Genomic DNA, 13,483 nt, shown 5'->3' with positions numbered 1-13,483 from the left:
TGCGCCGGCCCGTCCTAAGGTGGACGACCCAATCCGCGCCCGTGCGCCGCAACCGACCCAGGTCCGTGCTCAGAACCGTCGCCGCCACCCGCTACGTCACGCCGCTGCGCGAGGGCGGCTCCTTGCCGGCCGTGGTCGAGGCCGACGACGACGGCTTGTACGTGCTCAAGTTCCGCGGCGCAGGTCAGGGCCGCAAGGCGCTGATCGCCGAGATCGTCGCCGGCGAACTCGCGCGCCGGCTCGATCTGCCGGTGCCGGAGATCGTGCTGGCCGAGCTCGACCCGGAACTGGCGCGGACCGAGCCCGACCCGGAAATCCAGCACCTGATCCGCGAAAGCGCCGGGCTCAACCTGGCCCTCGACTACCTGCCCGGTTCGGTCAACTACGATCCGCTGGTCGACGCGCCCGACGCCGTCCTGGCCTCGCGCATCGTCTGGTTCGACGCCCTGACCAGCAACGTCGACCGCACCGCGCGCAACACCAACATGCTGCTGTGGCACCGCCGCCTGACCCTGATCGATCACGGCGCAGCGCTGTATTTCCACCACGACTGGGCCAACGCCGCCGGCGCCGCGGGCAGCCGCTTCGCGCCGGTCAAGGACCATGTGTTGCTGCCGCTGGCGGCGCGGCTGGCCGAGACCGACGCCGAGCTGGCCCCGCGCATCACCCCGGCGCTGATCGATGAAGTGGTGGCGCTGGTGCCGGAGAGCTGGCTCGCCGACGAGCCCGGTTTCGCCGACGCCCGGGCGCATCGCCGCGCCTACGCCGACTATCTCCATCGCCGCGTGCAGTCGCCGCGCGCTTTCGTCGAGGAGGCGATCCATGCCCGCTCGCTCGCTGTATGACTATGCGGTGATCCGCGTGGTGCCGCGGGTCGAGCGCGAGGAATTCGTCAATGTCGGCGTGCTGGTGTCGTGCCCGGCGGCCGGTCTGCTCGCCGCCGGCATCGAGCTGGACGAGGCCCGCCTGCGCGCGCTCGACCCCGGCGCCGACATCGAGGCGGTGCGCCTGCACCTGCAGGCGATCGAGCGCATTTGCCGCGGCGGCCGCGATGCCGGCCCGATCGGCCAGTTGCCGGCGCGCGCGCGCTTCCATTGGCTCACCGCCAAGCGCAGCTCGATCATCCAGATGTCGGCGGTGCACACCGGCCGCTGCCTGCAGGCCGAAAGCATCGTCGAACACCTGCTCGAACGCATGGTGCGCACGCCGCGGGCGGGCTGACGTGCGCGGCGCGCGCACTTGAAGCGGCGCGACGGCGGTCTTATGTTCATGCCGCCGCACGACGCGGCCGACATCAACGGAGCAGGACAGCGATGCGGCAGGACACCGACAGGTTCGACGACCCTCGCGATGCGGCCGACCTGGCGCGCGCGGTGGCGCTGCTGGAAACGCCGTCGCTGACTGCGCGCATGACCGCGCTGGCCGGTGCGCCGATCGAGTTCGGCCTGTCCAAGCTGCCGGGCTTCGTCAACCGCAAGATCCAGGGCATCGTCCACGGCGCCCTGCACAAGGCCGCCGCGGCGGCGCTGTGGACGGTCAAGGACCAGCCGAACAAGGCCTCTTCGACCAAGAGCCACAAGCTCGCCGCCGGCGCGGTCGGTGCGGTCGGCGGTTTCTTCGGCGCCGCCGGCCTGGCCGCGGAACTGCCGGTGTCGACCGTGGTGATGATGCGTGCGGTCGCCGACATCGCCCGCGCCGAAGGATTCTCGCTGGCCGACCCCGAGGTGCAGGCGGCCTGCGTGGAAGTGTTCGCCTTCGGCGGCGGCAGCGACGAGGACGATGCCGCCGCGTCGGGCTATTACGCGGTGCGCACCGCGCTGGCCGAAGTCGGCCGCCAGGAGCTGGCCGGCCTGGCCAGCCGGCGCGGTGCCCAGCACGCGACGCATGCCTATGCCAAGAAACAGGCCACGGCCTGGATGAGCAAGCTGGTCGACGTGGTCGCGACCCGTTTCGGCGTGGTGGTCGGCGAGAAGACCGCGGCGCAACTGGTGCCGGTGATCGGCGCGGCGACCGCGGCGACGATGAACATGTTGTTCACCAATCACTACCAGGACATGGCGCGCGGCCATTTCATCGTCAAGCGCCTGGAGCGCAAATACGGCGCCGAGCGGGTGGAGCGGGCGTATCGGCGCCAACGCACCGATCCATTGCCGGCGCCGGCGGCTGCGCAGGCGCTGCTGCCGCCGCCGCGCGGGGACGACGCGCCGAGCGAGTGAGCCGGGGCCTGGTCTCCGGCTCGGGTCCGTCGTTGCGCCGCGCTTGTCCTCACCCAATGCCTTCGACGCTGCATGTCCTTCGGCCGCTGCGAGCGGGAGAAAGCGCTGCGCTGGGATCAGGCTTTGACGCAGACGCTGCCGTGGATCTCTTCTTCCGCTTGCGGGAGAAGGGGCCCCGAAGAGGCGGATGAGGCCGCCGTTCACTCCGGCCGCAGACTCAGCGTCGTCCGCGTGCCGCGTTCGGCCGGATCGAAGCGCAGCCGCCAGCCCAGGTGTTCGCACAGCCGCGAGATCAGGTCCAGGCCGATCCCGCCGCCCTCGCGGCCGTCGCGGGCGACCCGGGCGTAGAGCGCGCTGATCTCCTCCGGGCTCATGCCGTGGCCCGGGTCCTCGATCACCACCGTGGCGTCGGGGTCGAGCCGGACCGCGATCTCGCCGCGGTCGCTGTTCTCGATCGCATTGCGCAACAGATTGCCGATCGCCGCCTGCACGATCGGCAGCGGCGCGACGATCTCGCACGGCGGCAGCGGCGCCAACGCCAGACGCAGGTCTTTGTCGCGGCACAGATGGCGGTGGTCTTCGACGATCTCCGGCAGCAACTGGTCCAGCGCGACTCGGTCGCTGCTCGCGGCCAGGCGCTGCGGATCCTTGGCCAGCACCAGCAACAACGACACCAGTTGCTCGACGTCGCGTGCGGTGCGGTGGATGCGGGCCAGGTGCTGGCGCGCGCCGGAGGGCAGGTCGGGTTGGGCCAGCGCCAGCTCGGTGGAGCCGGCGATCACCGCGATCGGCGTGCGCAGCTCGTGGCTGGCGCTGTCGATGAAGGCGCGTTCGCGCTCGACGAAGCGATCGTTGCGGGCGACGTAGTCGTTGACCGCGTCGGCGATCACCACCAGCTCCGAGCTGGCCGAGTCGGGCAGCTCGATCCGTTGCCCGGCGCGGTCGGGCTGCAGGCCGCCGATGCGCTGCGCGAGCAGGGTCAGCGGCCGCACCAGCCGGCGCACGCCCCAGGCGATCACCAGGCACAGGGTCAGCAGGGTGGTGATGGCCGAGCCGGCGATGGTCAGGGCCAGATCGAACTCCAGGTGCTCCATGTCCTCGATGTCGAGCGACAGGGTCAGGCGGCGGCCGTCGACGTCGCGCACCAGCACCACGTGCTCGATGCCGTCGGATTCGATGTCGTCGTGCATGCCCGGGCCGAGCGCGCGCAGCGCCGGCGGCGCCGGCCGGGTCGCGCTGTCGTACAGGCTCAGCGACTTGGTGTCGGTCCAGCGGTAGCCCGGTTCGTTGCGGCTGCGCTCGACGAAATGCTCGAGCTCGGTATTCATCAACGACGCCCACACCATGCGCTCGGCGTGCTCGTTGACCACGACCCCCTGCACGATCACCACCGCCGCCAAGACCAGCAGGGCATAGCCGAGCAAGCCGAGCAGGATGCGCCGGCTCAGACTGCTGCGCCGCCGCGGCGCTGCGGCTGGCTCAGTCATCGCGGTCCGCCGCTGCGCTCTGCGCCGGTGCGGCAAGGCGATAGCCGACCCGAGGCAGAGTCTGGATCAGCTTGACCGGGAACGGGCCGTCGACCGCGCGCCGCAGTTCGTACACGTGCGAGCGCAGCATGTCGCCGTCGGGCGGGTGGTCGCCCCACAGCGCATGCTCCAGGCGCTCGCGGGTGACCGCGGCGGGGCTGGACTGCATCAGCACTTCCAGCAGCTTGCGGCAGGCCGGATAGAGGTGCAGCGGGCGGCCGCCGCGGCTGGCTTCCAAGGTGGTCAGATCGAGCTTGAGGTCGGCGACCTGCAGCAGCTTGTGCCGGCCGCGGCCGGCGGCGCGCGCGGCCAGCGCTTCCAGCCGCACTTCCAGCTCGGGCAGGGCGAAGGGCTTGGTCAGGTAATCGTCGGCGCCGGCGCGGAAACCGGCGATCTTGTCGGGCAGTTCGTCGCGCGCGGTCAGCATCAGCACCGGCACGTCCGAACCGGCCTCCTCGCGCAGGCAGCGCAGCACCTCGCGGCCGTCCAGGCGCGGCAGCATCCAGTCCAGCACGATCGCGTCGTAGCGCTGGGTGACCGCCAGATGCAGGCCGGTCGGACCGTCGGGCGCGGCGTCGAGGGTGTAGCCGCGCGCTTCGAAATAGTCGAAGAGGTTGGCGACCAGGTTGCGATTGTCTTCCACCACCAGCAGGCGCATGCGCCGGGTTCTCCCGCCGCCCGAGGCGGCCCGATCCGAGGTTGCCCGCCCCGAGTGTGCCCGAGCCGGCGCGTGGATGCGCGAGCCGGGGCCGCGGGCGGTCGCGGGGCAGTCCGCCAGCATCGCCCGGCGGCTGTCGGAATAGCGTCGAAAGCGATCGGGCCGGGCACCCCGCAGCCGGCCGGCGCTGCCGCGGCTGGCCGGTTTAACGCCGGCGGAACTTCGCTCCGACCGCTCTCCGACAGGGCGGTTTCGATCATGCCGCATCCCCGCTCCGGGCCGGACGCGCTGTCCGGACTGCCGCCCTTGCCGATGATCGAAACTACGACTGTTCCACTGAATCCTGTCGCCGGGCCGGCCCGCAGCGCGGCCGGAGCGTCGCGGCGCTTCCTGCTCCGGCATGCGGCCTGGCCGGCGGTGGCGTTGCTGGTAGCGAGCCTGGCGACGATGGCCGCCGGCGGCGATTTCTGGTGGGCGGACCGGCTGTACGCCTGGCAAGGCGCGCGCTGGGCCTGGCAGAACGCCTACCTCACCGAGCACCTGATCCACCGTTTCGGCCGCGACGCCAGCGCCGCGGCGTGGCTGGGCGTGCTGGCCTTGTGGCTGGGCGCGCGCCTGCGTCCGGGGCGGAACGAGTGGCGGCGCCCGCTGGGCTATCTGTTGCTGGCGGTGTTGATCTCGGTCGGACTGGTATCCGGACTCAAGCAACTGACCGGCATGGACTGCCCCTGGGATCTGCAGCGCTACGGCGGCGGACATCCCTTCGTCGGCTGGCTGGCGGCGCGTCCGGCGGGACTCGGCCGCGGGCGCTGCTTTCCCGCCGGCCATGCCAGCGCCGGCTATGCCTGGGTCGCGCTGTATTTCTTCTTCCTCGCCGTGCGGCCGCGCCGGCGTTGGCTGGGCTTGGCGATCGGACTCGGCTCCGGCCTGTTGTTCGGCTTCGGCCAGCAATTGCGTGGCGCCCACTTTCTGTCCCACGACGTGTGGAGTCTGGCGATCGCGTGGTTCGCATCGCTCGCCCTGTATCTGGCGACGATGGCGCGGCCGGCGCCGGCCGCGGCGATCGGTCCGCGTTCGCGGAGCGTCGGTCGATGAGCATCGTCGCCCGTTCCGTGCCGCGTTGGCCCGCCTGGATCGGCTACCGGCCGCAGGCCAGCGTCGAAACCGTGGCCCTGCTGGCCAGCCTGTTTTTCGCCGGCTGCGCCAACGCTGCGTTCTGGCGCGCCGCCGCCGCCGCGGGCGCGCTCGACGGTGCGCGCGGGCTGTGGGTCGGCGCCTGCATCGGCCTGGCGGTGGTGGCGATCAACTTCGCCTTGTTGGCCAGCGTGCTCAATCGCTGGACGCTCAAGCCGCTGTTGACCGTGCTGCTGCTGGTCACCGCCGCGGCGGCGCATTTCATGAGCCAGTACGGGGTCTATCTGGACACCGGCATGATCCGCAACGTGCTGCAGTCCGACGGCCGCGAGTCCGGCGAGCTGCTCAGCCTGGGACTGTTGCCGCCGCTGCTGGCGTTCGGCGTGCTGCCGGCGCTTTTGCTGTGGCGGGTGCGGGTGGTCGAGCGACCGTGGACGCAGGCGCTGTGGCGCCGCCTGGTCGCGGTGGCCGCGGCGCTGGTGCTGGCGATGCTGGCCTTGCTAGGCGCGTTCCAGGACATCTCGGCGCTGATGCGCAACCACAAGGAAATGCGCCACCTGGTGACCCCGGCCAACTACCTGGTGTCGCTGACCCGGGTCGCGTTCGACGACTCGGCTTCCAAGGTGCGCGGCCGCGCGCCGATCGGCACCGACGCCCGCATCGCCGCGCGTCCGGCCGGCGGCAAGCCGCGGCTGTTGGTGATCGTGGTCGGCGAGACCGTGCGCGCGCAGAACTGGGGGCTCAACGGCTACGCCCGCCAGACCACCCCGGAACTGGCCCGGATCGGCCCGGTCAACTTCACCGACGTCGTCGCCTGCGGCAGCAGCACCGAAGTCTCGGTGCCGTGCATGTTCTCGCCGTTCGGCCGGCGCAACTACGACAAGGGCCGGATCCAGGGCAGCGAATCGCTGCTCAACGTGCTCGAGTACGCCGGCATCCACGCCCTGTGGCGCGACAATCAGACCGGCTGCAAGAACGTGTGCAAGGGACTGGCGTTCGAGTCTTTCGAGCACGACAGCGATCCGGCCTACTGCAATGCCGAGGGCTGCTCGGACCTGGTGATGCTGCGCGGCCTGCGCGAGCGCCTAGCCGCGCAGCCGGGCGATGCGGTGGTGGTGCTGCATCAGCTCGGCAACCACGGGCCCAGCTACTTCCGCCGCTATCCGGCGCAGCTGCGCCGCTTCGTCCCGACCTGCGACACCAACGAGCTCGGCCGCTGCAGCCGCGAGCAGATCGTCAACGCCTACGACAACGCGATCCTGGCCACCGACGCGTTCCTCGCCCGCAGCATCCGCGCCCTGGCCGAGGACGGCAGCCGCGACAGCGCGCTGATCTACGTGTCCGACCACGGCGAGTCGCTGGGCGAGAACGGCCTGTACCTGCACGGCGTGCCGTATGCGATCGCGCCGCAGACCCAGACCCGGGTGCCGATGACGATGTGGTTCTCGCCCGGTTTCGCCGCCTCGCGCGGGCTCGACCTGCGCTGCCTGCGCCGCGAAGCGCTGCGGCCGGCCAGCCACGACAACCTGTTCCACTCGGTGCTCGGGCTGATGCAGGTCCGGACTTCGGTCTACGCGCGCGAACTCGACCTGTTCGCGCCCTGCGCTCCGGCTTGAGCGGCGTTCATTCGCCGCCGCCCCACCAGCGCGGGTGCAGCACGCGCTTGTGGCTGTGGCGCAGCCAATGGCGCACGCGGCCTTCGTCGGCGCGTTGCGGATAAGGCCAGGCCGCGGCCGGCGAGGCCGGCCAGCCGTTGTGCCGGGTCATCGCGTCGAGGCTGGAGAAATAGCCGTGGTTGACCAGCACCTCGAACTCGACGTCGAGGAAGCGGTCCAGGTCGGTGCGGATGCGGCCGATGACTTCGGCGACCAGGGCCGGGCTGTAGCCGTCGGCGCCGCCGTCGCGGCCGCCGCTGAGGCCCCAGTACACGCCGATCAGCGAGCCGGTTGCGGCCTGGCCGAAGAACAGCCGCTTGCGCAGTGCCTCGGCCTGGTTGCCGATCACCTGGGTGTAGCGCATCAGCTGGCGCAGCCACCAGCGCCGGCTCTCGAACACGAACGGGCCGCCGGCGTCGGACACCAGCACTTCGCGGTAGCGGCGCAGGGTCGGTTCGGTGGCGAGGTTGTCGTACACGCCGCCGTCGCTGAGTTCGATCCGCTGCCGCAGCGCTTCGCCGTCGTCGCCGCGGTAGTCGCCGCGCTGGTAGTCGCCGGGCGCGGTGTCGAAACGCACCGGGCCGAACACCGGCGGAAAACACGACGAGGCCGCGACCGCGCAGGCCAGGCCGACCCGGCGCGCGCCGTCGCGCAGGTAGCCGGCCAGGTAGTCGCCGACCCGGCGCCGGGAGAATTCCCAATTGACGCCGAAGGTCAGGTCGGTGGCGCAGAACACGAACGCCGGCGTTTCGGGCAGCCGGTCCAGGCTGCGTTCGCCGAACACCTGGGCATAGCGGCGCTCGAGCAGGGCGATGCGGTGCGAGGGCCAGAGCCAGTTGTAGGCGACGGTGGCGAGCACCGGCAGGGTGCGGATGTCGCGCGCGACGACGTCGCGGAACGGTTCGACCACCACGGCGCGAAAATCGATCCGGTCGTTCCAGGCGGCGAAGGATTCGTCTTCGCGGCGGGTATCCAGATAACGGCAGGCCAGCCAGGCGGAGACGATGCTGCCGCCGGAGACCGAGCTGAACATGGTCGTCCCGGCGAGCAGCCCGGTCTCGTGCAGGCGCAGCAAGGCGCCGAGGTGGAACAGCGCGGCGCGATAGCCGCCGCCGGACAGGCACAGCGCGCGGCCCTCGCGCTGCTCGGCATGGGCCGGGTCGGCGGCGCGCTCGGCGCGCCTGGCCTCGCGCTGCACACGCAGGCGTTCGAGTTCGACGTCGCTGCTCTTCATCGCCTGTGACGGTCCCTGCGGCGCGAGCGATCGCGGAGCCGCCTATTGTGCGCGTTGCCGGTCGCGATGGTTAGGACGGGGCGTCGTGTTCGGCGCGCAATCGCGTCACAGCCGCGCTTTTGAAAAAGGGGGGATCGGGTCTCGCTCTGTCCTGTCGGGCGCAGGAGCGAATCCCCGCGCTGCCGGCCAGTCCCGGCTTCGAACCGCCGCCGGGCGCGGGTCCCTTTCCAAAGGAGGCGTGCCTGCGGCGCTGCTCCGGTGAGGCACGGATAATGCGACCGGGCCCTCACCCGCGAAGCGGAGCCTGGGCGCCGCCGTTGCCGAACGGCGGCGCCGCTGTTTCCCGTCGATCACGAGAACGCGATCGCGAACTCGGCCGGATGCAGTTGCGGCGGCAGCGGTGCGGGTTCGCTGCGCAGCTCCAGGCGCTCGCGCAGCAGCCGCACGATCTGCGCCGCGGCCCGCGGCTCCAGCATCGACTGGTGATCGCAGTCGATGTCGTGGACCTCGATGCGGCCGTCGATCACCGATTGCCAGGCGCCGGCGTGGTAGTGAAGCAGGCCGTCCAGATCGACGTGCTCTTTGCGCCCGGCATTGAAGAACAGCACATCGGCGGCGATCGGCGCCGGCCGGTAACGTCGCGCCAGGGCCAGGTTGTTGCGGGTGATCGCGCTGACGTTCTCGATCAGGCGCGCATCGGCCTTCATGATTTCCTGCACCAGCGGGATCGAGAACACCTCGTATTCGCGGCACAGCAGATCGGCCAGGGCGCGCATGTCCTGCGGCGGGTTGTCGCGCGCCTGCTGGTGGAAGCCGAGGAACTTCAGCACCGCCGCGACCTGCTGGGCCTCGCCGCCGGCCTCGGCCGCATCGGCGACGAAGGGGTAGGAGTCCATCATCGCCAGCAGCTCGACCCGCTCGCCGAGCTGCTGCAACAAGGCCGCGATCGCGTGGCCGACCAGCCCGCCCAGCGACCAGCCCAGCACGCGGTAGGGGCCGTGCGGCTGCACCCGGCGGATCTGGGCGACGTAGTCGGCGGCGATCTCTTCGATGCTGGCCGGCAGGCTGGCGCCGCCGCGCAGGCCGCGCGACTGCAGCGCGTACACCGGCACGTGCTCGTCGAGATGGCGCAGCAAGGCCGCATAGGCCCAGCTCAGCCCGGTGACCGGGTGGATGCAGAACAGCGGCCGCGCGCCGCCGGCGGGGCGCAGCGCCAGCATCGCGCCGAGCGGATCGTTCTCGCCACCGTTGCGTTCCAGATGCGCGGCCAGCCCGGCGATGGTCGAGCCTTCGAACAGGGCGCCGAGCGCGAGTTCGCTGCCGAAATGCTGCGGAAACGCCGCGACCATTTCGGCTGCGGTCAGCGAATCGCCGCCGAGTTCGAAGAAGTTGTCGTGGATGCCGATGCCTTCCTGGCCGAAGATCTGTTGCCACAGCGCGACCAGCTTGCGTTCGGTTTCGTTGCGCGGCGGCGCGTAGGCGCTGCGCCGGCTGCGTTCGGGCGGCGTCAACGCCTTGCGGTCGAGCTTGCCGCTGGCGGTCAACGGCAGACGCTCCAGTTCGACATAGGCCGACGGCACCATGTGCTCGGGCAGGCGCCGCGCCAGTCGGGCGCGCAAGGCCTCGCCGTCGACGCCGCCGCCGGCCGTCGGCACCACATAGGCGGCGAGCAGGGCGTGGCCGAGCGCGTCGGTGTGCAGGGCCACGGCGACGTCGGCGACGCCGGCCTCGGCGGCCAACTGGGCCTCGATCTCGCCGAGTTCGACCCGATGGCCGCGGATCTTGACCTGCTGATCGGCGCGGCCGAGGTATTCGATCGCGCCGTCGTCGCGCCAGCGCGCCAGGTCGCCGGTGCGGTACATGCGCTCTCCGGCGACGAAGGGATCGGCGAGGAAGCGTTCGGCGGTCAGCTCGGGCCGGCGCAGATAGCCGCGCGCGACGCAGGCGCCGGCCACGTACAGCTCGCCGACGCTGCCGGTCGGCACCGGGTTGAGCGCGGCATCGAGCAGATAGGCGCGGGTGTTGAGCAGCGGCCGGCCGATCGAGGGCGGCGCGCCGTCGGCGACGTCGTCCGCGCTCAGCTCGATCGCGCTGGCCCAGACGGTGGTCTCGGTCGGTCCGTACAGATTGGTGACCTTGGCCGAGCAGGCGACCAGGCGTTGCGCGAGGTCCGGCGGCAGGGCTTCGCCGGTGGACAAGGCATGCACGCCGTCCAGGCGCAGGCGCGGATTGGCCAACAGCATGCGCCACAGCGAGGGCGTGGCCTGCACGTAGTCCAGGGCCTGGTCTTCGATCAGCCGCGCCAGGGCGAGCGGGTCGCGCACGGTTTCGGCATCGGTCATCACCACGCGCGCGCCGACGCTCAGCGGCAGGAACAGTTCGAAGCAGGCGATGTCGAACGCGATCGTGGTCTGGGCCAGGAAGCGTTCGCCGGGGCCGGGCGCGAACAGTCGCTGAGTGGCGGCGAGGAAGTTGCTCAGGTTGCGCTGATCGACCTCCACGCCCTTGGGCCGGCCGGTCGAACCGGAGGTGTAGATCACGTAGGCGCAGGCATCCGGCGCGGCGCGCGGCAGAGCGGGAGCGTCGGCGGCCGCGGCCTCCTCGCCCTCGGCTTCATCGATGCACAGCAGCGGTATCGCGCGGGCATCGAAGGCGCCGGCCAACGCCGGCACGGTCAGCAACAGGCGCGGCGCGGCATCCTCCAGGGTCTGCAGCATGCGTTCGCGCGGCGATTCGGGGTCCAGCGGCAGGTAGGCCGCGCCGGCTTTCCACACCGCATACGGCGCGGCGGGCAGGCGTTCGTCGCGCGGCAACGCCAGCGCGACCAGATCGCCGGGGCGCACGCCGCGCGCGATCAGGCGCCGGGCCAGGCGCGTGCTCAGCGCGTCGAGTTCGCGATAGCTCAACGCGACATCGCCGGACACCACGGCGACCGCATCCGGCGCCGCCGCCGCCTGCCGCTCGAACTGCTCCAGCGCGGTGGCCTGCGCCGGTTTCGCTGCGGTGTCGTTCCAGCGCCGCAGCAACCGGTCGCGCTCGTCGTCGCCGAGGATGTCGATCTCGCCCAGCCGCAGGCCGGGATCAGCCTGTACCGCATCGATCAGGCGCAACAGCCGACGCAGATGCTCGTTCAGTTCGTTCTCGGGATACAGGGTCGGATTGGCGTCCAGGTCCAGGCTCAGGCCCTGGCCGTCGAGGCGGTCGAACACGAACACAGTCAGGTCTTCGGCGCTACCGTTGTGCAGGTTGCGCGCGCTGGCGCGATGGCCGAGGAAGTTGTTGTAGTCGTAAGGTTCGATGTTGATGCCGAGCCAGGCCATGTGCTGGTCGGGGTTGAGCAGGCCGAGGTCGCGGCGCAGCTCTTCGTAGCGGTACTGCTGATGACGCAGCGCCTGCTTGACCACGCGCGAGACCTGCGCGAACAGTTCCGGCATGCTCATGTCGGCGTGCATCTTCAACCGGATCGCGACCACGTTGGCGGCCATGCCCGGCGTGCTGCGCATGGCGTGATTGACCCGGCCGGTGACCGGCATGCCGAACACCAGGTCTTCGGCGCCGGTGGCGCGATGATAGTAGGCGGCGATCAGCGCGATCAGCACCTGCGGCAGGCTGACGCCGCAATCGCGCGCGATCTCCGCCAGGCGCTCGCGCACATCGTTGCCGACCTGGCCGCTGGCGCGGCGCAGGCCGCCGTTGTTGCGCACCCGGCGACGCGCCAGGGTCACCGCCTCGGGCAGCTCGGCGAGCTGTTCCAGCCAGTACTCGCGATCGCGCCGATAGCGCTCGGAGTCGCGGTACGAAGTTTCGGCCTCGACCAACGACGCCAGCGTGCCGTAACCGCTCGGCGGCGGTTCGACGCCGTCGCGATAGGCCAGGTACAGCTCGTTGAGCCGCTTGGCCGCCATGCCGCCGCTGAAACCGTCGTAGACGGTGTGGTGCGCGCGCTGATACCAGCAATACAGATCGTCGGCGTACTTGAACAAGGCGCCGACCCACAAAGGATCGTGCGCCAGATCGACCGGCTTGGCGATGTCCGCATGCATCCAGCGTTCGGCCGCCGCACGAGGATCGGGTTCGCCGCTGAAGTCCAGATAGGGGAATTCCGCCACCGTGGTCTCGCGCACGATCTGGTACGGCAGGCCGTCGCGCTCGACGATGCGCACGCGGGTGCTCTCGGCCTCTTCGGTGAAGCGGCGCAGGGCGCGCAGGAACGGCGCCGGCTCGACCGGGCCGTGGATCTCCACCGCCTCGGCGATGTTCAAGGTCGCTTCGAGCGAGGCGATCTTCTGTCCGACCCACAAGCCGCGCTGGGCGGTGGTCAAGGGCAGGGCGTTGGCGTTGGATTCGTTCATGGTACGCGTCCTTTGAGGCGGCCGCCCGGCCGCACGCCCCCGGCGGCCGACGGGCCCGGGGCCCGACGACGCGAGGATTTCGGCGCGCGCGATCCTGCGGCCAGCTCGTCGTGCGAGTGGCCCCCTCTCCATGTCCGTTACGAATCAAATACCGTCATGGCCGCGGCGCATGGCGCCGGGGCAGAGCCCGTTGCGTCGCGGCGGTGGCGCTTGCGCGCGCACGCCGGGCTCGAGTAGTTATGCGTTCCGCCCAATGCAGGCGTTCGTACGTTCGATCCGTCGAGTGCCTGCGGAATCAATATCCCTGAGCGTGGATTTCATGTCCATCAAGACGGGTGAGAGACGGATCACAAGTCGAGTATTTACGGTGGCGGCGGTGAGAGCCGGATCACAAGACCGCTATGTGAAGTTTTTTCTACAACCGCCAGCTCGCAACTGCGCGTCGCGCGGCGATTTTCGCGGCTATTTTTCTCGACGGAAAATCCGCTGGCCGGCGCATCGGCGGCGATGGGGGTGGATTCACCATTGCGTCGCGACGGCTTCGATCGGGTTTCCTCGTCCGGGCAAAGATTTTTCCGCGGCGGAAAATCCGCGAACGCGGCGCAGTTCGCCGAACGCATCCGCCGCAGGCCTCGAAACCGGCGCGGCGGAGATCGCGATCCGCGGTCGTCGATACCGGTCGCGCCCGCGCTCCCGGGCATTTCCGCA

Annotated in this window: 10 protein-coding genes; 5 read left to right on the top strand and 5 right to left on the bottom strand. The window is 70.7% G+C overall.

Features of this window, described 5'->3' with window-relative positions; all coding sequences use genetic code 11:
• The first annotated feature begins 65 nt into the window (after positions 1 to 65).
• The 3 genes from TX83_RS03485 (at position 66) to TX83_RS03475 (ending at position 2,216) form a co-directional block, all read left to right on the top strand.
• On the top strand, positions 66 to 845 hold the full coding sequence (locus TX83_RS03485) for a HipA family kinase (protein WP_064746538.1): 780 nt from the start codon (positions 66 to 68) through the stop codon (positions 843 to 845).
• Positions 823 to 1,221, top strand: coding sequence for a DUF3037 domain-containing protein (locus tag TX83_RS03480; RefSeq protein WP_064746537.1), 399 nt, complete (start codon positions 823 to 825; stop codon positions 1,219 to 1,221). Before TX83_RS03485 ends, TX83_RS03480 begins: the two co-directional genes overlap by 23 nt.
• 92 nt (positions 1,222 to 1,313) lie before the next feature.
• Positions 1,314 to 2,216: an EcsC family protein gene (locus TX83_RS03475; protein ID WP_075574973.1), complete on the top strand. Its 903-nt coding sequence runs from the start codon at positions 1,314 to 1,316 to the stop codon at positions 2,214 to 2,216.
• A 200-nt stretch (positions 2,217 to 2,416) separates the two neighbouring features.
• Here the strand turns inward: TX83_RS03475 and TX83_RS03470 are convergent, their stop codons facing one another.
• Together TX83_RS03470 and TX83_RS03465 are read right to left on the bottom strand one after the other, a co-directional pair.
• Complete coding sequence (locus tag TX83_RS03470) at positions 2,417 to 3,703, bottom strand: sensor histidine kinase (RefSeq protein ID WP_064746536.1); 1,287 nt, start codon at positions 3,701 to 3,703, stop codon at positions 2,417 to 2,419.
• Positions 3,696 to 4,400, bottom strand: coding sequence for a response regulator transcription factor (locus TX83_RS03465; protein ID WP_064746535.1), 705 nt, complete (start codon positions 4,398 to 4,400; stop codon positions 3,696 to 3,698). The genes TX83_RS03470 and TX83_RS03465 overlap by 8 nt, the downstream gene beginning before the upstream one ends.
• 312 nt (positions 4,401 to 4,712) lie before the next feature.
• Here TX83_RS03465 and TX83_RS03460 point away from each other — a divergent pair, with 312 nt between their 5' ends.
• Together TX83_RS03460 and TX83_RS03455 are read left to right on the top strand one after the other, a co-directional pair.
• Entirely contained in the window at positions 4,713 to 5,495 is a 783-nt protein-coding gene (locus tag TX83_RS03460) for a phosphatase PAP2 family protein (protein WP_064746577.1), read from the top strand.
• Positions 5,492 to 7,150 (top strand): phosphoethanolamine transferase, encoded by a 1,659-nt coding sequence (locus tag TX83_RS03455; RefSeq protein WP_064746534.1) that lies wholly within the window; start codon positions 5,492 to 5,494, stop codon positions 7,148 to 7,150. The genes TX83_RS03460 and TX83_RS03455 overlap by 4 nt, the downstream gene beginning before the upstream one ends.
• Positions 7,151 to 7,157: 7 nt before the next feature.
• Here the strand turns inward: TX83_RS03455 and TX83_RS03450 are convergent, their stop codons facing one another.
• The 3 genes from TX83_RS03450 to TX83_RS23180 form a co-directional block, all read right to left on the bottom strand.
• Entirely contained in the window at positions 7,158 to 8,423 is a 1,266-nt protein-coding gene (locus tag TX83_RS03450) for a patatin-like phospholipase family protein (RefSeq protein ID WP_064746533.1), read from the bottom strand.
• Between the two features lie 350 nt (positions 8,424 to 8,773).
• Positions 8,774 to 12,775: a non-ribosomal peptide synthetase gene (locus tag TX83_RS03445; RefSeq protein WP_064746532.1), complete on the bottom strand. Its 4,002-nt coding sequence runs from the start codon at positions 12,773 to 12,775 to the stop codon at positions 8,774 to 8,776.
• A gap of 362 nt (positions 12,776 to 13,137) precedes the next feature.
• Complete coding sequence (locus tag TX83_RS23180) at positions 13,138 to 13,395, bottom strand: hypothetical protein (RefSeq protein WP_186442507.1); 258 nt, start codon at positions 13,393 to 13,395, stop codon at positions 13,138 to 13,140.
• Between the last annotated feature and the right edge of the window lie 88 nt (positions 13,396 to 13,483).

The organism is Lysobacter antibioticus HS124 (assembly GCF_000336385.2).
Classification (GTDB): Bacteria; Pseudomonadota; Gammaproteobacteria; order Xanthomonadales; family Xanthomonadaceae; genus Lysobacter; species Lysobacter firmicutimachus.
Note: the sequence above shows the minus strand (reverse complement) of the source record. Positions and strands in the feature narration are given on the sequence as shown.

Excerpts from the sequence above, each read along its gene's own strand:
- TX83_RS03480 (WP_064746537.1), top strand. The coding sequence starts at position 823 with ATGCCCGCTCGCTCGCTGTATGACTATGCGGTGATCCGCGTGGTGCCG.
- TX83_RS03475 (WP_075574973.1), top strand. The coding sequence starts at position 1,314 with ATGCGGCAGGACACCGACAGGTTCGACGACCCTCGCGATGCGGCCGAC.
- TX83_RS03470 (WP_064746536.1), bottom strand. The coding sequence starts at position 3,703 with ATGACTGAGCCAGCCGCAGCGCCGCGGCGGCGCAGCAGTCTGAGCCGG.
- TX83_RS03465 (WP_064746535.1), bottom strand. The coding sequence starts at position 4,400 with ATGCGCCTGCTGGTGGTGGAAGACAATCGCAACCTGGTCGCCAACCTC.
- TX83_RS03460 (WP_064746577.1), top strand. The coding sequence starts at position 4,713 with ATGATCGAAACTACGACTGTTCCACTGAATCCTGTCGCCGGGCCGGCC.
- TX83_RS03455 (WP_064746534.1), top strand. The coding sequence starts at position 5,492 with ATGAGCATCGTCGCCCGTTCCGTGCCGCGTTGGCCCGCCTGGATCGGC.
- TX83_RS03450 (WP_064746533.1), bottom strand. The coding sequence starts at position 8,423 with ATGAAGAGCAGCGACGTCGAACTCGAACGCCTGCGTGTGCAGCGCGAG.
- TX83_RS03445 (WP_064746532.1), bottom strand. The coding sequence starts at position 12,775 with ATGAACGAATCCAACGCCAACGCCCTGCCCTTGACCACCGCCCAGCGC.
- TX83_RS23180 (WP_186442507.1), bottom strand. The coding sequence starts at position 13,395 with ATGCGTTCGGCGAACTGCGCCGCGTTCGCGGATTTTCCGCCGCGGAAA.